This window comes from Achromobacter mucicolens, assembly GCF_029866465.1.
Classification (GTDB): Bacteria; Pseudomonadota; Gammaproteobacteria; order Burkholderiales; family Burkholderiaceae_B; genus Achromobacter; species Achromobacter mucicolens.
Genome location: NZ_CP123364.1, coordinates 4,049,593 through 4,071,426, shown reverse-complemented (window position 1 = coordinate 4,071,426; position 21,834 = coordinate 4,049,593). Strand labels below are relative to the sequence as shown.

General features: G+C 64.2%; 24 protein-coding genes. 15 read left to right on the top strand and 9 right to left on the bottom strand.

Features of this window, described 5'->3' with window-relative positions; translation table 11 throughout:
• Nucleotide 1 precedes the first annotated feature (1 nt).
• The 6 genes from QEP15_RS18630 to QEP15_RS18605 form a co-directional block, all read right to left on the bottom strand.
• A complete protein-coding gene (locus tag QEP15_RS18630; RefSeq protein WP_175234918.1) occupies nt 2–769 on the bottom strand; it encodes an SDR family oxidoreductase in 768 nt (255 codons plus the stop codon).
• Nucleotides 766–1,761, bottom strand: coding sequence for an NAD(P)H-quinone oxidoreductase (locus QEP15_RS18625; RefSeq protein WP_056326902.1), 996 nt, complete (start codon nt 1,759–1,761; stop codon nt 766–768). The genes QEP15_RS18630 and QEP15_RS18625 overlap by 4 nt, the downstream gene beginning before the upstream one ends.
• 20 nt (nt 1,762–1,781) lie before the next feature.
• The gene (locus QEP15_RS18620) at nt 1,782–2,486 is read right to left on the bottom strand and encodes an ABC transporter ATP-binding protein (RefSeq protein WP_056326904.1); all 705 of its coding nucleotides are present in this window, start codon (nt 2,484–2,486) and stop codon (nt 1,782–1,784) included.
• Nucleotides 2,479–4,260 carry a branched-chain amino acid ABC transporter ATP-binding protein/permease gene (locus tag QEP15_RS18615; RefSeq protein WP_280147846.1) on the bottom strand — a complete coding sequence of 594 codons (1,782 nt, stop codon included), beginning with the start codon at nt 4,258–4,260 and terminating at the stop codon, nt 2,479–2,481. Before QEP15_RS18615 ends, QEP15_RS18620 begins: the two co-directional genes overlap by 8 nt.
• Nucleotides 4,261–4,282: 22 nt before the next feature.
• Complete coding sequence (locus tag QEP15_RS18610) at nt 4,283–5,149, bottom strand: branched-chain amino acid ABC transporter permease (protein WP_056326907.1); 867 nt, start codon at nt 5,147–5,149, stop codon at nt 4,283–4,285.
• A 134-nt stretch (nt 5,150–5,283) separates the two neighbouring features.
• Nucleotides 5,284–6,483, bottom strand: a complete 1,200-nt coding sequence (locus QEP15_RS18605) for an ABC transporter substrate-binding protein (protein ID WP_056326909.1) — start codon at nt 6,481–6,483, stop codon at nt 5,284–5,286.
• 331 nt (nt 6,484–6,814) lie between these two features.
• Between QEP15_RS18605 and QEP15_RS18600 the strand changes: the two genes are divergently transcribed.
• Genes QEP15_RS18600 through kce form a run of 3 tightly spaced genes read left to right on the top strand, consistent with a single transcriptional unit; the run spans nt 6,815 to nt 9,481 of the window.
• Nucleotides 6,815–7,597: an SDR family oxidoreductase gene (locus tag QEP15_RS18600; RefSeq protein ID WP_142053911.1), complete on the top strand. Its 783-nt coding sequence runs from the start codon at nt 6,815–6,817 to the stop codon at nt 7,595–7,597.
• Nucleotides 7,597–8,553: a 3-hydroxyacyl-CoA dehydrogenase gene (locus tag QEP15_RS18595; protein WP_152385177.1), complete on the top strand. Its 957-nt coding sequence runs from the start codon at nt 7,597–7,599 to the stop codon at nt 8,551–8,553. Before QEP15_RS18600 ends, QEP15_RS18595 begins: the two co-directional genes overlap by 1 nt.
• Nucleotides 8,546–9,481, top strand: a complete 936-nt coding sequence (gene kce / locus QEP15_RS18590) for a 3,5-dioxohexanoate:acetyl-CoA acetone transferase (RefSeq protein WP_062841767.1) — start codon at nt 8,546–8,548, stop codon at nt 9,479–9,481. The genes QEP15_RS18595 and kce overlap by 8 nt, the downstream gene beginning before the upstream one ends.
• A 58-nt stretch (nt 9,482–9,539) precedes the next feature.
• Here kce and QEP15_RS18585 read toward each other — a convergent pair whose 3' ends face one another.
• Together QEP15_RS18585 and QEP15_RS18580 are read right to left on the bottom strand one after the other, a co-directional pair.
• On the bottom strand, nt 9,540–10,610 hold the full coding sequence (locus tag QEP15_RS18585) for a glycerol dehydrogenase (RefSeq protein WP_280147845.1): 1,071 nt from the start codon (nt 10,608–10,610) through the stop codon (nt 9,540–9,542).
• 9 nt (nt 10,611–10,619) lie between these two features.
• Nucleotides 10,620–11,324: a GntR family transcriptional regulator gene (locus QEP15_RS18580; protein WP_152385175.1), complete on the bottom strand. Its 705-nt coding sequence runs from the start codon at nt 11,322–11,324 to the stop codon at nt 10,620–10,622.
• Nucleotides 11,325–11,491: 167 nt separating this feature from the next.
• On the opposite strand from QEP15_RS18580, the gene QEP15_RS18575 reads away from it, so the two are divergent.
• From QEP15_RS18575 to QEP15_RS18535, 9 genes are all read left to right on the top strand, one after another.
• Nucleotides 11,492–12,307, top strand: a complete 816-nt coding sequence (locus QEP15_RS18575; RefSeq protein WP_226846637.1) for a transketolase — start codon at nt 11,492–11,494, stop codon at nt 12,305–12,307.
• Entirely contained in the window at nt 12,308–13,294 is a 987-nt protein-coding gene (locus QEP15_RS18570; RefSeq protein WP_217618815.1) for a transketolase family protein, read from the top strand.
• A 13-nt stretch (nt 13,295–13,307) separates the two neighbouring features.
• A complete protein-coding gene (locus QEP15_RS18565; RefSeq protein WP_217618814.1) occupies nt 13,308–14,111 on the top strand; it encodes a shikimate dehydrogenase family protein in 804 nt (267 codons plus the stop codon).
• Nucleotides 14,112–14,146: 35 nt separating this feature from the next.
• Nucleotides 14,147–15,745, top strand: a complete 1,599-nt coding sequence (locus QEP15_RS18560; RefSeq protein ID WP_280147844.1) for a GMC family oxidoreductase — start codon at nt 14,147–14,149, stop codon at nt 15,743–15,745.
• Between the two features lie 147 nt (nt 15,746–15,892).
• Nucleotides 15,893–16,603: a glutathione S-transferase gene (locus QEP15_RS18555; RefSeq protein ID WP_152385571.1), complete on the top strand. Its 711-nt coding sequence runs from the start codon at nt 15,893–15,895 to the stop codon at nt 16,601–16,603.
• Nucleotides 16,604–16,758: 155 nt separating this feature from the next.
• Entirely contained in the window at nt 16,759–18,102 is a 1,344-nt protein-coding gene (locus QEP15_RS18550) for a methyl-accepting chemotaxis protein (protein WP_280147843.1), read from the top strand.
• A gap of 117 nt (nt 18,103–18,219) precedes the next feature.
• Nucleotides 18,220–18,444, top strand: coding sequence for a DUF1653 domain-containing protein (locus QEP15_RS18545; protein WP_062841788.1), 225 nt, complete (start codon nt 18,220–18,222; stop codon nt 18,442–18,444).
• A gap of 4 nt (nt 18,445–18,448) precedes the next feature.
• Nucleotides 18,449–19,069: a 3'-5' exonuclease gene (locus QEP15_RS18540; protein WP_280147842.1), complete on the top strand. Its 621-nt coding sequence runs from the start codon at nt 18,449–18,451 to the stop codon at nt 19,067–19,069.
• A 27-nt stretch (nt 19,070–19,096) separates the two neighbouring features.
• A complete protein-coding gene (locus tag QEP15_RS18535; RefSeq protein WP_175155012.1) occupies nt 19,097–19,453 on the top strand; it encodes a nucleotide pyrophosphohydrolase in 357 nt (118 codons plus the stop codon).
• Nucleotides 19,454–19,492: 39 nt separating this feature from the next.
• On the opposite strand, the gene QEP15_RS18530 is transcribed toward QEP15_RS18535, so the two are convergent.
• Nucleotides 19,493–19,783, bottom strand: a complete 291-nt coding sequence (locus QEP15_RS18530) for an antibiotic biosynthesis monooxygenase family protein (RefSeq protein ID WP_056326936.1) — start codon at nt 19,781–19,783, stop codon at nt 19,493–19,495.
• A gap of 100 nt (nt 19,784–19,883) precedes the next feature.
• On the opposite strand from QEP15_RS18530, the gene QEP15_RS18525 reads away from it, so the two are divergent.
• The 3 genes from QEP15_RS18525 (at nt 19,884) to QEP15_RS18515 (ending at nt 21,829) form a co-directional block, all read left to right on the top strand.
• The gene (locus QEP15_RS18525; protein WP_226846632.1) at nt 19,884–20,285 is read left to right on the top strand and encodes a hypothetical protein; all 402 of its coding nucleotides are present in this window, start codon (nt 19,884–19,886) and stop codon (nt 20,283–20,285) included.
• Between the two features lie 339 nt (nt 20,286–20,624).
• Nucleotides 20,625–21,101, top strand: a complete 477-nt coding sequence (locus QEP15_RS18520) for a hypothetical protein (RefSeq protein WP_152385167.1) — start codon at nt 20,625–20,627, stop codon at nt 21,099–21,101.
• 44 nt (nt 21,102–21,145) lie between these two features.
• Nucleotides 21,146–21,829 carry a hypothetical protein gene (locus QEP15_RS18515; RefSeq protein ID WP_175155011.1) on the top strand — a complete coding sequence of 228 codons (684 nt, stop codon included), beginning with the start codon at nt 21,146–21,148 and terminating at the stop codon, nt 21,827–21,829.
• Nucleotides 21,830–21,834: the final 5 nt, after the last annotated feature.

Here is a 21,834-nt window from a genome sequence, read left to right as displayed (position 1 = left end):
GCTAGGTCATGAGCCAGCCGCCGGCCACGTCCAGCACCTGGCCGGTCACGAAACGGGCCTGATCTGACGCGAAGAACAGGCACGCGTCCGCCACTTCCTCGGGCGTGCCCAGCCGCCGCAGCGCGGTCACGGACGCCACGGCGTCGTTGATTTCCTGCGGCACGCTTTTCAGCAAGGGCGTGCTGATGCGGCCCGGCGCCAGCGCATTCACCGTCACCTGGTGCTCGCCAAGCTCCGCCGCCCAGTGGCGCGTCAGCCCGATCAGACCGGCCTTGGTGGCCGCATAATGCGCCGCCACGATATCGCAATACGCCTTGCCGGCCACCGACGACATGTTGATGACGCGCCCCTGCCGCGCCTGCACCATGTGCGGCGTGGCCAGATGCGTCATGTAGAACACGCTGTTCAGGTTCACCGAGACGACGTTGTTCCACTCTGCCGGCGGCATTTCCCAGACCTTGAGCGCGCGGCCGTTGGTTTTGGGCGAGATGCCGACGTTGTTGACCAGGATGGTCGCGGGGCCAAGATCGCGCGTGATGCGATCATAGGCCGCCTGGCACTGATCGAAATGCGCGACATCGGCCGGCACGAAGCACACGTCGTGGCCGCGCTGGCGAAGTTCCTTTTCGTACGCCTGGCCCGCCTGCGCGTTGAAGTCGACAAGACCGATACGCCCGCCTTCGGCCAGGAATGCCTCGACGATGGCCGAGCCGATGCCTCCCACGGCGCCCGTGACGATGGCGGTCTGGTCCGCAAAGCGTGCGCTCATGGCTTCACCTGCAGCATGATCTTGCCAATGTGCTTGCTGCTTTCCATCAGTTCGTGCGCGCGCGCGGCCTCGGCCAGCGGGAAGACTTCGTGGATCAGGGGCAGGCACTGTCCTGCCTCCATGAGCGGCAGCACCTTCTGTATCAGCGATTGTGCGATGGCGGCCTTGTCCTCGTCCGAGCGCGGGCGCAGCGTGGATCCCGTGAACTGCAGGCGCTTGGTCATGATGGGCAGCGCGTCGATCTCGGCCTTGCTGCCTTCCAGGAAGGCGATCTGCACCAGCCGGCCATTCAGCGCCAGCAGCCGCAGATTCTTGTTGATGTAGGCGCCGCCCACCATGTCCAGGATCACATCGACGCCGGCGTTGCCGGTGCCCTCGCGCACGGCGGACTCGAAGTCCGCGTCGCGGTACAGCACGGCATGATGCGCCCCGGCCTTGACGCACGCCTGCGCCTTTTGCGCGTTGCCCACGGTGGTCCAGACTTCGGCGCCGAACGCGCGCGCGAGCTGGATGGCGGTCAGGCCGATGCCGCTGGAGCCGCCGTGAACCAGGAATTTCTCGCCCTGCGCCAGGCGCGCTCGGTCGAACACGTTGGTCCAGACGGTGAAATAGTTCTCCGGAATGGCCGCGGCTGTCAGCAGGTCGATGCCGCGCGGCACCGGCAGGCAGTGCCGCTCGTCGGCCAGGCAGAATTGCGCATAGCCGCCACCCGGCGTCAGTGCGCAGACCTGGTCGCCCACCTTCCAGTCACGCGCCTCGGGCCCGGTCGCGACGATGGTGCCGGACACTTCCAGGCCAAGATACGGAGAAGCGCCCGGAGGCGGGGGATACGAGCCGGAGCGTTGCAACACGTCGGGGCGGTTCACGCCCGCGTAGGCGACTTCGATCAGCACCTGGCGTCCCGTGGGCGCTTCCATGTCGCGTTCGGCGACGCGCATGCAATCGGGCGCGCCGCCCTTGCCATGGTCGATGAATGTGCAGCGTTGTGACATGAGACGATGGTCCTTGGATTTCAGTGGCCTAGATAGGCCTTCTTGACGTGGGGATCGCTGAGCAGCTCGGCGCCGGTGCCCGTGCGCACGATCGCGCCGTTCTCAAGCACGTAGCCGCGATCGGCCAGGCGCAGCGTGCGAAACACGTTCTGCTCCACCAGCAGCACCGTGACGCCATGCGAGGTGACATCGCGGATGATGTCGAACATCTGCTGCACCAGTAGCGGCGACAGGCCCAGCGACGGCTCGTCGAACACCAGCAGTTTCGGATCGGCCATCATGCCGCGCGCGATGGCGACCATCTGCTGTTCGCCGCCCGACAGCGATCCGGCGTACTGGCTCAGTCGTTCCTTCACGCGCGGGAAGATGCGCAGCACCTCCTCCAGCTTGCGCTCGACGATCGGGCGGGCCGCCCGCTTGTACGAGCCCATCAGCAGGTTGTCGCGCACCGTGAAATGGGGAAAGAGCTGGCGGCCTTCGGGAATCATCGTGATGCCGGCATCCACGATGTCGTAGGGCTGGAGGTTGGTCAGATCCCGGCCTTCGAATTCCACCTTGCCCTGCGTGGCGGCGATCACCCCGCACAGCGTCTTGAGCGTGGTGGTCTTGCCCGCGCCATTGGCGCCAATAAGCGTGACGATCTCGCCCGCGTGCACCTCGAAATTCAGGCCGTTGAGCACCTGGCTCTTGCCATAGCCCGACGTCAGATTCGACACCTTAAGCATCCTGATACTCCTTGCCCAGATAGGCTTCGATGACGGCCGGATTCTCGACCACGTCCTTCGGGGCGCCGCTGACCAGCACGCCGCCTTCGTTCAGGACGATGATGCGGTCGGACAGCGCCATCGTCGCCTGCATCATGTGTTCGATCAGCAGCACCGAGACGCCGGAATCGCGGATGCGCCGGATCATCTGGATCGATTTCTCGATGTCCGTGGGATTCAGGCCCGCCATCACTTCATCCAGCAGCAGGATGCGCGGCTTGATCGCCAGCGCCCGCGCCACCTCCAGCCGCTTCATGCCGCCCACCGTGAGGCTGCGCGCCTCGGTGTTCAAGTACTTCACCAGGTCGGTCTGCTCGGCCACCTTCAGCGCGATCTGCTCGGCTTCGTCGCGGTCGGACGTGTGAATGAAGGCGCCCAGCATGATGTTCTCCAGCACCGTCAAACCCGTGAACGGTTTGGCGATCTGGAACGTGCGGCCCAAGCCCTTGTGTGCAAAGTCGTCGGGCGTCTTGCAGCTGACCCAGTTGCCATGCTGGTCGCGCATCGTGATGTCGCCCTTGTCCGGCGACAGAAAGCCCGACAGCAGGTTGAACACCGTGGTCTTGCCGGCGCCGTTGGGACCGATCATGCCCAGGATCTCGTGCTGGTTGAGCGTCAGCGACACGTCGTTGGTGGCGCGCAGGCCGCCAAAGCTCTTGAACAGGCCCTCCGCTTTCAGCACGGGCTGCTCGCTGCGCGTGGCGTTGCGGATGCGGATCTCGTCGGCGAGCTTGCGCTTGGCCGGGGGCGTGCCCAGGTACGGCAGGCGCGCCAGCATGCGCTCGATGAAGGGCCCGAACGCGCCGGCCAGACCGCGCGGAATCGTCAGCACCACTGCCACCAGGATCAGGCCGTAGATCAACCCGTGCATGCCGTTGCCCACGCTGCTGAGCCAGCCGCGCGCCAGTTCCGCGATGGGCAGCACCAGGAAGGTGCCCGCGATGGGGCCGGACACGGTGCCCAGTCCGCCGATCAGCGCAAACATCGCGACCTGGATGGACAGCTCGAGCGAGAACGCGGAGCTGGGGTCGACGAAGGTCAGATACGTGATGTGGAAAGTGCCGATGATGCTGGTCAGCACGGCCGACGCAACGGCGGCGATGATCTTCACGCGCACGGTGTGGATGCCCACCGCCAGCGCCGCATCCTCGCGTTCGCGGATCGCGATCAGGTAATGCCCGATGCGTGACTTGCGGATGTACCACGAGACCCAGGTCACCAGCACGAACAGGCCGAACGCGATGATGACGTAGTTGATCTTCTCGCGGAACACGATCCAGGCCCAGCCGATGTTCAAGGGCAGGCTGATGCCGCTGGAACCGCCCGTCCAGCTTTCCTCGTGGATGACCAGGAGGCGCACGACTTCCAGGATGGCGATGGTCGCCAGCGCGAAGAAGGGACCCCGCAGGCGCAGCGTGGGATAGCTGATCAGGATGGCGACGGCGGCGGAAATGGCCGCGCCCGCAAACATGCCTATCCACGGCGAGATGCCGAAGTTCTGCGTCAGCAGGGTGGCCGTGTAGCCGCCGATGCCGTAGAACACTGCGTGGCCAAGGGACAACTGGCCGGCATAGCCGCCCACGATGTTCCAGGCGACCGACAGCGCGGAAAACACGAACAGCAGGACAAAAAGGTTGGTCCAGAAAGGCGTGCCCATGACGACGGGCACGAGGAACATCGTGATCAGCAGAATGAGGCTGACGTAGGCTTTGGGATGTCGAAAGTCGGGAAACACGTCTTGCTCCTTGTTGTTCTGGTCACTCTGTGCCGATGCCGAACAGACCGTTCGGCTTCAGGACAAGGATCAAGAGGAAGATCCCGAAATAGACGACTTCCTTCAGGTCGGGCGCGATGTAGAAACCCGCCAGCGTGTCGACGATGCCGATGATCATGGAGCCGGCGACCGCGCCGTACAGGCTGCCCAGGCCGCCCAGCACCACGATGACGAACGCGGTCAGCACGAAATACGTGCCCACCGTCGGGAACACAGGATATTGCGGCGCCAGCAGGCCCGCAGCAATGCCTACGAATGCGGTGCCCAGGCCAAAGGCGATGGCGTACACGTTGTTGACGTTCACGCCCATCAGCGTGGCGGCATAGCGGTGCTGCGCCACGGCGCGCAGCGCGCGGCCAAGATAGGTGCGGTGCATGAACAGGTGCAGCAGCACGGCCAGGGTTAGGCCGATGACGAAGGTGACGAGCTGGCCGGTGACCATCGAGAACGGGCCGACGTCGATGGCGTTGGTGCCCAGCTCCACCGGCGCGCGGTACACGTTGGCCCCGAAAATCACGAGCGCCAGGTTCAGCAGGATGGTGGATACCCCCACTGTGGCGAAGATCTGGATGTGCTGGTCGGCGTGCAGCAACGGCTGGATGATGCCCTTCTGCGTCAGTGCGCCCAGCGCGAACAGGATCACGGCGACAGGAATCAGGCCGGCGTAGGGGTGGATGCCGAACTGCGCCGCGATCAGATAGACCATGTACATGCCGATCATCAGGAACTCGCCGTGCGCGAAGTTCACGACGCGCACGACGCCGAAGATGAGTGTCAGCCCCAGGCTGATGATCGTGTATGCGCCGCCCAGCAACAGGCCATTGATGACCAGTTGAATGAATAATTCCATTGTGCAACCTCTAAGTGCGGGAGGCGCCCCGTCCCCGTCCCGCAGCGTCCAGGGACGGGGCGCTCGAACCCCGGGTAATGCCGGACGCGCACCGGGGCTGCAAGCCCCCAGCGTCCGGCCGCTGGCATCGCGCTTTATTTCTTGAAGATGGGCTTGCCGAGAGCGAGGTTGTCAGGACCGATGGTGACGAGCTTGCCGTCCTGCCACTGCATGACGTAGAAGGTGGACGCGTTGTTCTGTCCGTCTTCGCCGAAGTCGAATCCCCAGCCATTGGCCGTCTGGCCCGCGGGCTTCTTGTAGGCCAGCACCGCGGCGCGGATCTTGTCCTTGTCAGTCGACTTGGCGTTGCCGATCGCTTCAAAGAAGGCCTTGGCGCCGACGTAGTTGGTCAGGCTGTGGCCGGATTGCGGATCGCTCTTGTACGTGTCCTTGTAGGCCTTCAGGAACTTGTCCAGCCCCGGCGCGCCGGCCGGATTGATGGACGCTTGCGGGAAGTCCAGGTCGAACACGCCGTTCATGTCGGCGCCGACAGCCTTGGCGGTGTCGGCAAGCGAATAGCCGCCGCCCGCGCCGATCACGACCTTGGGCTTGAAGCCCGCCGCGCGCGCCTGGCTGAAGAACAGGATGGCGTCGTTCTGGTAGGCCGTCTGCAGCACCACGTCGGCCTTGGCGCCCTTCAGGCGCAAGATCAGCGAAGACAGGTCAACGGTCTTGGCCGAGTAGGGCAGAACCTCCACGACGTTGTAGCCAAGTTCCTGCGCGCGCTTCTTTTCGGTGGCCGCCACGTCGGTCCCATACGGGCCGTCTTCGTGAATGATGCCAATCTTGATGTCCTTGGGGTTCAGGCCCATGCCGGGCGCGATGGTCTCGTGCAGCGCATTCACGACCGACACGCCGTACAGCGCGGTGTTGGGATTGCTGCGGAACAGGTACTTGTAGCCGCGCGTGGTGATCTTGTGCGCGGTGGCGCCCAACTCGAAGTAGGGCACGCCGGCCAGCTCGGTCACGGGCGAGGCGGCGTACGAAATGCCCGACGCGTAGCTGCCGAAGACGCCGACCACGTTGGCCGAGATCAGACGCTTGGTTTCCGACACGGCCTGCGTGGGATCCACGGCGTCGGCCTTGATGATTTCGATCTTTTCGCCGTTCACTCCCCCCGCGGCGTTGATCTCGTTCACGGCCAGTTCCAGTCCGCGATAGCTTTCCTGTCCAAGCAGCGCAAGCGCACCGCTGAACGGGAACAGGGCGCCTACCTTCATGTCGGCCGCTGCGGTGCCGCTTGCCAGCGCGCCGCACACACCCAGCGCCAAAACAATTTTGTTGAACTTGAACACTGTCTACGCTCCTTTGTCGGTATGGGATGCGGACTGGATCCTGAGGTCCGTCCGTCTTTTGCTATATATGATATATGTGCCGGCGGGGCGTGAAACCCTCGCCTTGGATTCTAGTGGCGGTCGCTGCATGCCGAATCAGGGAATTCCCTGAAACCGCATGAATAAAGCCTCAGCGGCCGATATACAAGAGAAAACCACACTTGATTCCGCCTGGCGGACCACGCCTTTTGCACGAGATGAGGGCCGCTTGGCGGATCACAGCATAGCCGGTTTCATCATATATCGTATATGATGATTCGCGCTCATAAGAACGATCCGAGGAGACAAGAGCATGTTCGAGGAAGTCGATTTCAACGGCAAGAAAGTGCTTATCACCGCCGGCGCCGATGGACTGGGTCTGGAAATGGCCAAGGTCTTTCATCATGCCGGCGCCACCGTGTTCGTGTGCGACGTCAATGAAGCGCGGCTGGCAGCCTTGCCCACCGAATTGCCCGGCGTGCACGTGGCGCATGCCGATGTGTCTGACGAGGCCAGCGTCGAGCAGCTCTTCGCGGCGGTCCGCCAGACGCTGGGCGGCCTGGACATCCTGATCAACAACGCCGGCGTCGCCGGTCCCACGGGCTTTGTGGAAACGCTTTCCAAAGCGGACTGGGATCGCACCCTTGCCGTCAACATCACGGGCCAGTTTCTGTGCGCGCGCCAGGCCATTGCGCTGCTCAAGGAATCGAAGGCGGGCGTGATGATCAATCTGTCGTCGGCGGCGGGGCACCTCGGGTTCGCCGGCCGGTCGGTGTATTCGGCATCCAAGTGGGCGGTGATCGGTTTCACCAAGTCGCTCGCCATCGAGCTGGGTCCCCATAACATCCGCGTCAACGCCATTCTGCCCGGCGCGGTCGAAGGTCCCCGCATTCGCGCGGTGATCGCCGCCAAGGCCGGCACACTGGGCCGGCCGGTTCAAGAGATCGCGGCCCAATACGAAAACCAGGCCGTGCTTGGCCGCATGGTCACCGCGCGCGATATCGCCAACATGGTCCTGTTCAACGCAAGCGAAGCCGCCCGCAGCGTCACCGGGCAGGCCATCGTGGTGGACGGCTTTACCCAGAAGCTCTACTGATGGGCACGGAGAACGCCGTGCGGCGCGCCGCCATCATTGGAACGGGATTGATCGGGCAGGGGTGGGCCATTGTCTTTGCGCGCATGGGCTGGGAAGTGCGGCTTCACGACGTCAATGCCGCCATGCTCGCCGAGGCGCGCACCCTGATCCTGCAGCAGCTGCGCGTGCTGCAAGCGCAGGGCTTGCTGGACGACGCCGATGCCATCGTCGATCGTGTGCAGGTGTCTTCCAGCCTGCAGGAAGCCCTGGCCGGCGCCAGCTACGTCCAGGAGAACTCACCGGAAAAAGTGGAGATCAAGCGTGCGCTCTTTTCCGAACTGGATGCCTTGGCCGAACCGCACGCCATCATCGGCAGTTCCACGTCCAGCATCCCGGCAAGCCAGTTCACCGAGCATCTGGCCGGCAGGCGCCGGTGCCTCGTCGCTCATCCCGTCAATCCGCCTTACCTGATTCCTGTGGTCGAACTGTGTCCGGCGCCCTGGACCAGTCCCGAAGCGCTGGCGGGTGCGCGCGAAGTCATGACGGGCATCGGCCAGAAGCCCGTGCTGGTGCGGCGCGAAATCGAAGGCTTCATCCTGAACCGCCTGCAGGGCGCGTTGCTGCAAGAGGCCTTCCGTCTTGCAAGCCAGGGCATCGCCAGCGCGCAAGACATCGACACCACGGTCAAGGACGGACTTGGCCTGCGCTGGTCCTTCATGGGCCCCTTTGAAACCATCGATCTGAATGCGCCGGGCGGCATCGCGGATTACTGCCGGCGTTACGGCGGCCTGTACCAATCCATCGGCGCCACGCAAGGCGATTGCGTGGCCTGGGAAGGCGCGCTGGTCGACTCACTGTCCGACGAGCGGCGCGCCTTGCTGCCCGAAGAGGATCTTGCCGCACGCCGCTTCTGGCGCGACGAAAAGCTGATGCGCCTCATGCGTCACAAACAATGCAACGGAGACAACAATGGCTAAGCCCAAATCGAAAGTCGTCATCACCTGCGCCGTGACGGGCGCCATCCACACGCCCAGCATGTCGCCGCACCTGCCGGTCACGGCCGACGAGATCGCCGAGGCCGCCATTGGCGCCGCCAAGGCCGGCGCTGCAGTGCTGCACCTGCATGCGCGCGATCCCCAGACCGGCAAGCCTTCGCAGGACCCGGCGCTGTTCAAGCCCTTCCTGGAACGCATCAAGCGCGAGACCGACGCCATCATCAACATCACCACGGGCGGCAGCCCGCATATGACGGTAGAAGAGCGCATGCGGCCCGCCACCACGTTCCAGCCGGAGCTGGCGTCGTTGAACATGGGTTCCATGAACTTCGGCCTCTTTCCCATGCTGGACCGCTTCTCGGAGTTCAAGCACGACTGGGAGCGCGAGCATCTGGAAAACAGCCGCTCGCTGATCTTTCGCAACACGTACCAGGACATCGAATCCATCCTGACGCTGGGCAATGCCAACGGCACGCGGTTCGAATTCGAGTGCTATGACATCAGCCATCTCTACAACCTGGCCCATTTCGTGGACCGCGGCCTGGTCAAGTCGCCGCCTTTCATCCAGTCCGTGTTCGGCATCCTGGGCGGCATCGGTCCGCATCCGGAAGACCTGATGCACATGAAGCGCACGGCGGACCGCCTGTTTGGCAACGACTACGAGTGGTCGATCCTGGGCGCCGGACGCAACCAGATGCCGCTGGCGACCATCGGCGCGGCCATGGGCTCGAACGTGCGGGTGGGGCTGGAGGATTCGCTATGGATCGGGCCGGGTCAGCTGGCCGAATCCAACCGCGTTCAGGTCGAACGCATTCGCGGCATTCTCGAAGCCTTGAACCTCGATGTCGCCACGCCGGACGAGGCGCGGGCCAAGCTGGGATTGAAAGGAAAGGACAACGTCGCGTTCTGACCGGGCAAGCGGCGCGGATCGGCGGTCAGCGCCGCCCGCTTTTTTGCGCTAAGCCGGATCAGGCGTGGCGCCGCAAGGCCTCAGCCAGCGTGCTCACATCCAGCGTGCGATCGAAGTTGGCGGCATGCCTGGCTTTCAGGCTGAGGTCCGCGGCCAACGTCAGTTCCGCGTCGGTCGGCTGGCCGGCCGCGCCGAGTTCGCGCAGCGTGGTCGGCAGGCCGACCTGGGCGTACCACTGTTGCAGATCGGCCAACATCCCATCGCCGCGGCTTTCCAGGTCCAGCTGCACCAGCAGGCCCACCGCGACCTGCAGGCCATGCAGCGCCGTCGCGATGCCGTTGATCTTAGGCAGCCCGCGCGTCAGGGCGTGGGCAATGGACAGGCCGCCGCTTTCGAAACCGAGACCGCTCATGAGGATCATCGCTTCCACCACGCGCTCGAATGCGGGCGTGGGCTGGCCGGTTCCCACCACGGCCACGGCGTCAGCGCCGTCCGCCATCAGCGTGCGCAGGCAGCCGTCCGCGATGAGCTGGGCCGTGAGCAGCGGCGCCGCGTCATACATGTTCTTGCCGCCATTGCGCTGGCATTGCTCGGCTTCGAACTTCTTGGAAATCGCATCGCCCAGTCCGGCGCGAAAGAAATGCACCGGCGCGGTCGCGATGATCGCGGTGTCGACCAGCACGATGGTGGGATTGAACAGCATGTGCTCGACGGCAAGGAGATTGTGATGCGCGTCGTAAAGCACGTAGTTCTTGCTGGTGGGCGCGTCGTTGGACGCCACCGTGGGAACGGTGATCAGGTGACAGTGGGACGACTTCGCAACGGCCTTGCCCGCATCCAGCGACTTGCCGCCGCCCACCGCAATGACCATGTCGATGCCCGCGGGCGCGGCCAGGGCGCGCAAGCCGTCAATGACCTCGGGCGTCAGGTCGCCTTCCACGATCAGCGGCACAAGCGTCACGCCGTGCCCGGCGCACAACGCCTCGATTCTTGGACCCAGCACGCCATGGACATAGCTGTCGATGACGAGCGCGGCGCGTCTTCCGAACAGCGCCGCATATTGTCCCAACGTTTCCAGGGCGCCCGATCCCTGGATGTAGCGGCTGGGTGCTCCAAAAATCTTCAGCATGGCGTCTTCCTATTTGCGGGCCCCGGGGGGGCGGTAGTCGAGTTCTTTTTCCCGTTCGACCAGCCAATCGATCATGATCTTTCCGCCCCATACCAGGTCGGCCTGAATCGCTTCCCGCGCCGCTTCCGAATCGCGCGCCTCAAGGGCCTCGATCACGGCCTCGTGGCGGTGTTCGTTCTGCGAGTAATCCAGCCCCGCCGTCTTGACGTGAAACACCTTGAGGATGGGGCCGGTGATGACCCAGAACGACTCGACCGTGCTGCGCAGGATGGGCTTGTTGCTGGCTTCCAGGATGGCGAAGTGGAACTTGCGGTTCAGGTAGCTGGCGCGTTTGGGATCGGTGGAGGTGCACGAGATGAAATCGCGCTGCAGCGCGATCAGGTTGTCGAGCTGCTTGCGCGTGATGTGCTGCGCGGCTTCGGCGGCGCCCATGCCTTCCAGGTGAAAGCGGATCTGCTGGATCTCGCGCAGCTTTTCCGAGTTGACGTACGGAACATACACCGCGGTGGCCGCCTGCATCTCCAGGCCTTGCTCGCTGATCAGCCGGAAGATGGCTTCGCGAACCGGCGTGATGGACACGCCCATTTCCTGCGCCAGTTCGCCAATGATCAGGCGCTCGCCAGGTTCGTATTGCCCATTGATCAGGGCATTGCGAATTTCGTTGTAGACCCTGACGGAAAGGTTCTCTTTTTTTACCGGTTTGAGGCTGGGCATGGCGTTTCTGGCTTGCTGTATAGGGGATGCGGGACGAACCCAGGAGCGATTCTAGCCCGGCATAGCCAATTCGAGCGCAATGGGTATATTATATATCATATATCCATACAACATGAGGAGGCGCGATGCGCAAGGAGCAGGGGACCCCTACCGCGGGGGAAATCGCGATGCTGCGGGAAAAGGCCCGCCATATCAGGCTTGAGACGATCCGCCTCATTGAAATTGCCAAGGTCGGTCATTACAGCTCCGTGTTCTCGTGCGCCGAGATATTCGCGGCGCTCTACTACGATGTGATGCGCCTGCGACAAGGCGAGCCGCAATGGCCGGATCGCGATCGCTTCCTCATGGGCAAGGGCCACGCCGCGGTGGGCTTGTTCCCGGTACTGGCCGATCTGGGCTTCATCGACCGTGAGCTGCTCGACGGCTACACGCGGCTGGGCAGTCCCCTGGGCGATCACCCCGACATGAGCAAGGTGCCCGGCGTGGACTTCAGCTCCGGTTCCATCGGCCACGCCTTGTCCAACGGCGTGGGCATGGCGGTGGGCGGGCGCATGAACGGACGCGGCTTCAACGTATTCGTGATGCTGGGCGATGGCGAAATGCAGGAAGGGCAGGTCTGGGAAGCCGCGCTCTTCGCGGCGCACAATCGCTTGTCCCGCCTGATTGCTATCGTCGATCGCAACGGCTATCAGCTCGACGGCAAGGTCGACGACGTCATGGGCGTGGAATCGCTGAAGGAGAAATGGCAGGCGTTCGGCTGGGAGGTCCACGAGGTCGACGGGCACAATCTTGCCGACCTGACGGCGTTGCTGCGCCGCCTGCGCGACGACGACTCGCGCGCCCGGCCGGCCTGCGTGATCGCCCGCACCGTCAAGGGCAAGGGCGTGACCTACATGGAAACCGAACCGGGCTGGCACCTGGGCTACCTGGCTCCTCAAGATGCGCAAAGCGCTGTCGAAGAAATCCTCTCCCGCGAGATCTGAATGGCACAGGCACAAGTCCTCTCTCCCGATTCCTGGCAGTACCGCGCCCTCAATGCGGTGAACCCCGGGCTGTCTTATCTCTCTGATGCGCTGATCGATCTGGCGAAGGCGGGGCATCCGGTCGTGGCCGGGTCGGCCGACCTGCAGTACTCGAACGGCTTGAACCGTTTCGCCCAGGCCTACCCCGATCGCTATGTGCAGTTCGGCATCTCCGAGCAGAACATGGTGTCGGCGGCGGCCGGGCTTGCGACGACCGGCATGATGCCGTTCGTCGCCACCTTTGCCTCGTTCCTCGGCCTGTTGTGCTGCGAGCAGATCCGGATGGATGTCGCCTACACGCGGCTGCCGGTGCGCCTGATAGGCCATCACACCGGAATCAGCCTGGGCTTCTATGGCACCTCACACCACGCCACCGAAGACATCTCCACCATGCGCGCGCTCGCGGGACTGACGGTGGTGTCGCCTGCCGACGGGCCGCAACTCGCGTCCGCCATCAGGGCATCCGCGGACTGGCCCGAGCCCATCTACTTCCGTATCGGACGCGGGCGCGATCCGCAGGTCTATGAAGACGGCACGCCGTTCCAGTTTGGTCGTGCGATTGTCCACGATGTTGGTAGCGACCTGACGCTGATCGCGTGCGGCATCACGCTGCACGGCGCGCTGGCCGCCGCCCGGCAGTTGCGCGAAGAGGGCCTGTCGGTGGGCGTGATCGACATGCCCACGATCAAGCCGCTGGACCGCGACGCCATCCTGAAGGCTGCGGGCCAATCCCGCCTGATGATGACGGTCGAAGAGCACAATGTGCTGGGCGGCCTCGGATCGGCGGTCGCCGAGGTGCTGGCCGACGCAGGCACCGGTACCCGACTGCGCCGTCATGGCATCTATGACGAATACAGCCTCATTGCGCCGCCCACCACCCTGTACGCCCATTACAAGCTCGACGCCGAAGGCATTGCCGGCGTCGCGCGGGAATTCATCAAGCTTTGATCCGGAGACACCCATGAACGAAATCAGCGGCAACACGCGCCTGTTCGGCATCCTGGCCGACCCCATTCACCATGTGAAGACGCCGCAGCGCATGAACGAGCATTTCGCCAAGATCGGCTATGACGGGGTTTGCGTGCCGTTTCACGCGCGGCCGGACAACCTTGCTGCCGTGGTTGAAGGCCTGCGCCGGCTGGAAAACCTGGGAGGCGTGATCGTCACGGTGCCGCACAAGACGGCCATCCTGGAATTGGCCGACGACGCCACGCCTGTCGCTCGCAAGATCGGCGCGGCCAACGTCCTGCGGCGCGAGGCCGATGGGCGTCTGGTGGCCCATATGCTGGACGGCGAAGGTTTTGTCCGTGGTCTGCGCAGTTGCGGCGTCTCGCCGGAAGGCAAGAGCGTCTATCTGGCCGGCGCGGGCGGCGCGGCCAACGCGATCGGCTTTGCACTCGTGCAGGCTGGCGTGTCGCGCCTGACCATCGCCAACCGCACGCCGGCCAAGGCCGAGGACCTCAAGGCCCGCATCCTGTCGCTGCATCCAGACGCGCAGATTTCAGTGGGCAACGCCGATCCGTCCGGCCATGACCTGGTCGTCAACGGCACGTCGTTGGGCATGAAGGAAGGCGATCCGCTGCCGCTGGACGCCAGCCGCCTGACGGCGGATCAACTGGTCTGCGAGGTCATCATGCAGCCCAAGGACACCGCGTTGCTCGTCGCGGCGCAGGCGCGCGGCTGCAAGGTCCATTACGGCGCGCCGATGCTGGCCTGCCAGATCGAATTGATGGTGGAAACGCTGGGCGTGACGGCCGCGCGCTAGGCGCGCGGCGCATATCCGGAACTCGGTGGAAAAAGATGGGCGACTACGATTTCATCATCGCGGGCGGCGGAACGGCCGGCTGCATCCTGGCCAACCGCCTCAGTGCGGATGGCAGGTATCGCGTACTGCTGCTGGAAGCCGGCCACGAGGCGCGCAGCATGTGGATTCCGATTCCAGCGGGCTTTTCCAAGCTGCTGGTCGATCCGCAATACAACTGGCGCTTTGCGACCGAGCCCGAGGACAACGTCCACGGCCGGGTCATCGCCGTGCCGCGTGGCAAGGGTTTGGGTGGATCGACGCTCATCAACGGCATGATCTACGTGCGTGGCCAGCCCCAGGATTACGACGGCTGGGTGGCGGCCGGCGCGGCAGGTTGGGGCCGCGACGTGGCCGAGCGCTTCTACCGCAAGATCGAGAACTACGCGCCGGGGGGCGAGCACCGCGGCAAGGAGGGGCCGATGCACCTCGAAGAGGTCGCCGAGCGCTTTCCCGTGTCGGATGCCTTCCTGCAGGCCGCGCGCGAAGACGGCCAGCCGTTCAACCCGGATTACAACAGCGGCGACCAGGAAGGCGTGGGCTATTACCAGGTGCTCCAGCACCGTGGCCGGCGCTGGAGCGTCGTGGACGGCTACCTGAAACCGGCGGCCGGCCGGCGCAATCTCAGCGTCGAATGCGGCGCCCATGTCACGAGGCTGGTATTCGAAGGAAAGCGCTGCGTCGGTGTGGCCTATCGGAAGAACGGTCAGGAGCACACGGTGCGCGCGCGCCGCGAAACGTTGCTTTGCATGGGCGCGGTGCAGTCGCCGCAATTGCTCGAATTGTCCGGCGTGGGCAACCCGGCTCTGTTGAAGACGCATGGCATCGACCTCGTGCACGCGCAGCCGTCGGTGGGCGAAAACTACATCGACCACTTCGCCACGCGCATGAACTGGCGCGTCAAGAACACGGTGACCTTGAACGAGATGTCGCGCGGCTGGCGGCTGGCGCAGCAGGTGGCGCGCTATTACCTGAGCCGCAAAGGCATCCTGACGCTCGGCACGGGATTGGTGCATGGCTTCGTGAAAAGCCGTCCCGGCCTGCCCACGCCGGACGTGCAGTTTTTCTTTGTGCACGCCAGTTACGCCAACGCGGCCGAACGCATTCTGGATCGCCACCCGGGCATGACCATCGGCGTGGCCCAGCTGCGTCCCGAGTCGGTCGGGTCCATTCACATCAAGTCGCCCGACCCCATGGCCGGACCTGCCATCCGGCCCAACTTCCTGTCCGCGCAGGTCGACCGCGATAGCCTGGTGGGCGGCATGCAGGTGGCCCGGCGCATCGTGGGCCGGCCCGCCATGCAGCGCTATGTGCAAGCGGAAATCAGCCCGGGGCCGGATGTGGACACCGACGACGAATGGCTGGATTTCGCCCGGCGCAACGGTCAGACCATCTATCACCCCATCGGCACCTGCCGCATGGGGACGGATGCGGCGGCCGTCACCGACGTGCGTTTGCGGGTCAATGGGCTGACGGGCCTGCGCGTGGTGGATGCGTCGGTCATGCCGCAAATGGTTTCCGGCAACACGCAGGCCGCTGTCATGATGGTGGCCGAACGCGGCGCCGAATTGATTCTCGAAGACGCGGCGCAGGGGTAAGCACACGCCCTCCCACGAAAACGCGCAGGCCGCCGTCTGCGCGTTTTTTTATCGCCGCGTTTTTCCGCGTCTGCGGCATGCGCCTTGCTAACAGCCGGTCGCGGCTGCAGACTGCAGATTCGGCTGCGCCAACTGAAAGGAGACCGTATGACTTACGACCTTTGGTATTGGGATGGCATTCCCGGACGGGGAGAATTCGTGCGCCTGGCGCTTGAAGCGGGCGGCATTCCTTATCGGGAGCGGGCGCGTGATCCGGGCGCCGACGAAGGCACGTTGATCGAGGACATGCGATCCGCCCGCAAGCATCCGCCGTTTGCCCCGCCTTATCTGGTGGCCGGAAAAATGACGCTGGGGCAGACGGCCAACATCCTGCTTTTCCTTGGCGAGAAACATGGCCTTGCCCCTGAATCGCTCGAAGGACGATTGTGGGTAAACCAGCTGCAACTCACGATCGCCGACATGGTGGCCGAAGCGCACGACACCCATCACCCCATTTCCGCCAGCGATTATTACGAAGACCAGAAGGAAGAGGCTGCTCGTCGCGCCCGGGTTTTTCGCGAAGAGCGTATTCCGAAGTTTTTGGGATACTTCGAGCGGCTGCTGGACGGGACGGATGCCTGGCTGGCGGGAGGCGGCAAATGGACATATGTCGACCTGTCCTTGTATCACCTGGTCGACGGGCTGTTGTACGCCTTTCCCAAACGCATGGCCACGGTGGCGGCGGATTATCCCAATGTGTTTGCGCTGCACGAACGCGTGACTGCGCTGCCCGAATTGCAGGCGTATTTTGCAAGCGGACGCCGTCTTCCATTTGGCGAAGGGATTTTCCGTCAATATCGCGAGCTGGATGCGGCTTGAACCCGGGATTACCCGGGTGTGCGTCATCACGACGATTTGGATTTATTTTGGACCGATCCCAAAAAACGCGATGAGTCGTGATAATTTGGGATTAATAGTATCTATTAGATACACGTGTACCAGGCACGCCGGCAAACTCACCCCTGGAGGTCACCATGCTTTGGCATACTCTTGGCCGCTTCATCCGTGGATACCGCAGTACCGACAAAGCAGATCTGCTCGGACAAATCGACGCGATCCATAAATCGCAGGCGGTCATCGAGTTTGATCTGAACGGCCACATCCTGACGGCCAACCAGAATTTCCTGGACACCATGGGCTATGTGCTCGACGAGATCCAGGGACAACACCATCGCATGTTCATCGCGCCGCAAGAGCGCGGGTCGGCGCAGTATGCGGCCTTCTGGGAAAGGCTGGGGCAGGGCGCCCATGATTCCGGCCGCTACCGGCGAATTCGCAAAGACGGATCGGATGTCTGGCTGCAGGCGTCCTACAACCCCATCTTTGACAAGCGCGGGCAGCCACTGAAGGTCATCAAGTACGCCACGGACATCACCGAGCAGCAACACCGGCAGGCGGATTCCGAAGGCCAGCTCGCAGCGATCTCCAAGGTCCAGGCGATCATCGAGTTCGAACTGGACGGCACCATCATGCGCGCCAACGACTTGTTCCTCAATGCGGTGGGCTATCGCGCGGACGAGGTGCTGGGCCGGCACCACAGCATGTTCGTACCTGCCGACGAGGCAAGAAGCACGGCCTACAAGGATTTCTGGCGCAGACTGCGCAATGGCGAACATGACACGGGTCAGTACATGCGCCTGGGCAAGGGCGGCCGCCAGGTGTGGATCGAAGCCAGCTACAACCCGATCTTCGACGCGCAGGGCCGGCCCTTCAAGGTCGTGAAATTTGCCACCGACATTACCAAGCGGTTTACGGCGGCGCAGACGTTGCAGGTCGCCGTGCAAGGCCTGACGGAGAACGCCGAACGGGCGCGGCAGGCCAACAGCCTTGCGCAGGACGCAAGCCGCGTCGCGGAAACCGGTGGCGACACGATGCGCGAGGTGGTGGCCACGATGGAAGCCATCACCGGCAGTTCGCGCCGAATTTCCGAAATCATCGGGGTCATGGACGGCATCGCATTCCAGACCAACATCCGGGCGCTGAACGCCGCGGTCGAAGCGGCGCGCGCGGGCGAACACGGCAAGGGGTTCGCGGTCGTCGCGTCCGAAGTCCGCAACCTGGCGCAGAGCAGCGCCGCCGCCGCCAAGGAAATCAAGGCGCTCATCACGACGTCGGTCGCGCAGGTCGAAGGCGGCGCGGTGCACGTCCAGTCAGCAGGAGGAACAGTGGAGGGAATAGTCGCCTCATCGCGCCGCGTCACCGAAATCATGGGTCAGGTCGTTGATGTGTCGCTCGCGCAATCGGCCAAGCTGGCCGGCGTCACCGAAGACCTGACCGAAACCCGCGTCGAGGCCACGGCACGTCTGCGCGCCGCGTGACGAGGCCGCGCCCGCGCGAAGCGGGTCCCGATTGCGCTATAAAGACGGCATTGCCGATCCTCCGGGGCCCGCGCGGGCAGTTTCCGCCGCGGGCCACGCCATTTGCCGCCGATGTCCATGACCGAATCCGAAGCCCTGGCACTTGCCACGCACCGCCACTACAAGGGCGGCCTGTATCGCTATGTTGGCACTGCCCGCCATTCCGAGACCGAGGAATCGATGGTGGTGTACGAACATCTTTGGCCGCATGCGCGCGGTCTGTGGGTGCGACCGGCCGAGCTGTTCTTTGGCAAGCTTGCCGACGGTTCGGACCGCTTCGCCGCGCTGCACCCCGCGGAGTAGGCCCGTGAGCTTTTTCTATCGGCGCGCGCCTTCGAGCGGCGCATCACCGGCACGCCCCTCCCGGCCGGCGGCCCGAGCTCAGGCCGCGGTCACGCAAGCCCTTGACGCGTTGGGCGGCCCGTTCATCGTGGCCGACCTTGAAACGACCGGCCTGTCCACTGCCAGTTGCGAAATCCTTGAATTCGCGGCGGTCAGGGTTGGCGAGGGCGGCGCCGTGGTGAACGAGTACACACAGGTCGTGCAGACCTGCGCACGCGTGCCCTCCTTCATTTCGCGCCTTACCGGCATCACGCAGGCCGAAGTCGATCGCGACGGCATACCGGTCGCGCAGGCCTTTTCTTCGTTCCTGGCGTTTGTCGAGGACCTGCCGGTGTTTTTCCACAATGCCTCGTTCGATCGGCGCTTCCTCAGCGCGGCGGCAGACCAGACGGGGATGCCTTTCTCGAACGCCACCCACTGCACGTTGGCGCTGGCGCGCCGCGCGTGGCCCGAGCTGACGTCGCACAAGCTCGACATCCTGGCGCGGCACGTGGGCGCTTCGCAGCCCACCCACCGGGCGTTGGCCGACGTGCGCACGACGGTTGCGGTTGCGCTGGCGGCCAGCGCTCGCCTGGCATCGGTGTAGCAAGGCGCCATTCCTGGGGGAGTGCTCATGTCAGACCTGGAAAAGATCCGGCTTGCCTTGCGCCAGTTCACGGCCGAACGCGAATGGCAGCAATTCCATTCGCCCAAGAATCTGGCCATGGCCCTGGCGGGCGAAACCGGCGAGCTGGTTTCGCTGTTTCAGTGGCTAAGTGAAGACGAGTCCCGAAATCTGCCTGCTGCCCGACTTGCGGATGCCGCTGACGAGATCGCCGATGTGCAGATGTACCTGGTGGCGTTGGCGGATCAACTGGGCATCGATATCTCGCAGGCGGTTGCCGGCAAGATGGTGAAGAACGCCAGCAAGTACCCTGCCGACGCGTTCCGGCGCAGCGCGCGAAAATACGACGAGCCGCCGCAAGATTAGCGCCGGGCGGTGCTGCCGCCCGGCCCGCCGCAGAGGCGTTCAGATCACTTTCTGTTCGTGGTGCACCTGGGGCGGCTCGACGAAAAAGCCGCCCACCAGCTTGCGCCATTCCTGGAAATCGGGCGACTCGCGGAAATCCACCATGTGGTTTTCGACCGTTTCCCAGTCCACCACCAGCGTGTAACGCTGCGGCTGCTCGATGCTGCGGTACAGTTCCATGCCATGGCAACCCTTGGCGCGCAGAAAAAGCGGCTTCGCCTGAGTCACACCGGCTTCGAACAGCGCTTCCTGTCCTTCGCGGACGTGGATGCTGGCAATCTCCTGAATCATGGTTTTGTCTCCGATTGAAGGGGGAGGGGGGGCAAGGCCGGGAGTAGTATGGCCGAAATTTCCGCTTCCAGTCCGATTGATGAATCACCGAGCCGTTACCTTGACTCGTCTCATTTCCCTTCGCCTGCTCTGGTATGTGGGCGTCGGCATGATCGTATTGATGTCCCTGTTCCTGCATACCCAGTTCGCGGTCGACGTGCTGCTGTCGGCCATCGCCATTTACATCCCTCTGTCGATGCTGAGCCTGCCGCTGGTGGCGTGGTTGTGCCTGTCGCGCCGCCCGCGAGCCGTCGCGTCCGGGGTGCCGCCCGCTTGGCCCGCATATCTTGCCGGCGTCACCGGCATCGCCCTGCTGGCGACCTATCAAGTTGTCGCCAATCTGAATCTGGCCGAGTGCGGGTTCCTGCTGGTCATGGTGGCCGTGGACCTGATGCTGGCGCGGCGCGAGACCGGCTGGTGGCTGCGCCTGGCGCAAGAGGGGGCTCGCCCTCTTGCGCGCTAGATATCATGCGCGAGCCGCCCGCGCGCACACCCATCCTTTGAGCTGACAGCCGGCCCGACGGCGGGTCTTCGCGCACGCTTGGCGTCATCCATACGCATGGCTGCATGGGGCCGGCATCTCCTCTTTCAGGTTTGTGTAATTCGCGCGTCCATCGGCCAGAAAGACCCGATCGTTCGTTTAACCGATACCGACCTGCCTAGGACGGCGCAATCATTCCGTACCAATACGAAAGTCCCACGCCCTGGCCCTGGACGGGCGCAGTACCTGGGGGAGTAACGGTCCGCGCCGGTCGGTCTCCGGCACCTGTGCATCCGTGCAGACGGATCAGGAGGAGCTCAAATGAAAAAGCTCGCAGCAGTCGCCGCGTTGTCATTGTTCGCCGCATCGGCTTACGCCACTGGCCCGGGCCAGGCCGGAGGTTCGGTAACCGGCCACGCCGGCGCCATCAACGGCACCGCGTCATCCATCTCCACCGGCAGTTCGGTGGTCGCCACCCAGATCAACGGCTACGGCTCATCGAGCCAGACGTCGTTCGGCAGCACGGGCGGCATCGCGGAGGTCGGCGGCACGTTCAGCCGCGACGGCACGCAAGTCGTCACCAGCACACGGCAATACGCCAATAGCGAGTCTTACGGGCATGTGTCGGGCAACGCGCCGATCATGGTCGGCGACAGCATCGCGAACGGCGGCGCCACATTCGGCAAGACGGAAACGAGCGCATCGGCGACGGGGACGTTCCATGCAGCGAACATCGGCGCTTTCGGGTCGATACACGGCATCGGCGCGGTGGGCCATGTCGGCGGGTTCAATCGCTGACCGAATTATCCGGACGGCTTCGGCCGTCCGGGCGAGGGGACATCATGAAGACCATAGTTCTAGCCATTTCCCTGTCGCTTGCCGCCATGTCGGCGGGGGCGCAGACCAGCACGTCCAGCTCCTCGACCTCGGCATCGTCCGGGTCGACCAATGCGGGCAACAACCAGGGCATCACGCTCAATTCCAGCAATAGCGGCACCAGCACGTTGCGCAGCGCGCCGCCGGTCGGCGGCCAGAGCTTCTACGGCTCGTTCTCGTCCGACAGCTGCATGGTGTCGGCGGGCGGCGGCGGTTCCGTCGTGGGATTCGGGATGAACGTTGCGATTCCGATCGAAGACCAAAAATGCAGCCTTCGCCGCAACTTCGAGCGCACGATGCAGGCGGCGGCGTCGACCAAGGACGCGGACCGCTCGCGGCGTCTGGAAACGGCAGCCATCGATATCCTGTGCCAGACCGACGACCGCACCAAGGCGGCACTGGTGGCGCAGGGACTGTGCACCAATCCGGCCTTGACGACGGCGGATCACCGGTTCGACAGCGGCGCGGTGGCGCAGGTCGCGCCGCAAACGCCCGTCCAGACCGCGGGCGCCGTGCCCGTCGCGCCCCAGGCGCAGGCGCCGCAAGGCTATCCCGTGATGTCGGCTCGCAGCGCGGCATTTACCGCGCCGCCGCTGCGCAATCCCCGCCTGGAGCGTCAGCAGTTTGCCGACCTGTATTCGCCCGGCTGAGACGG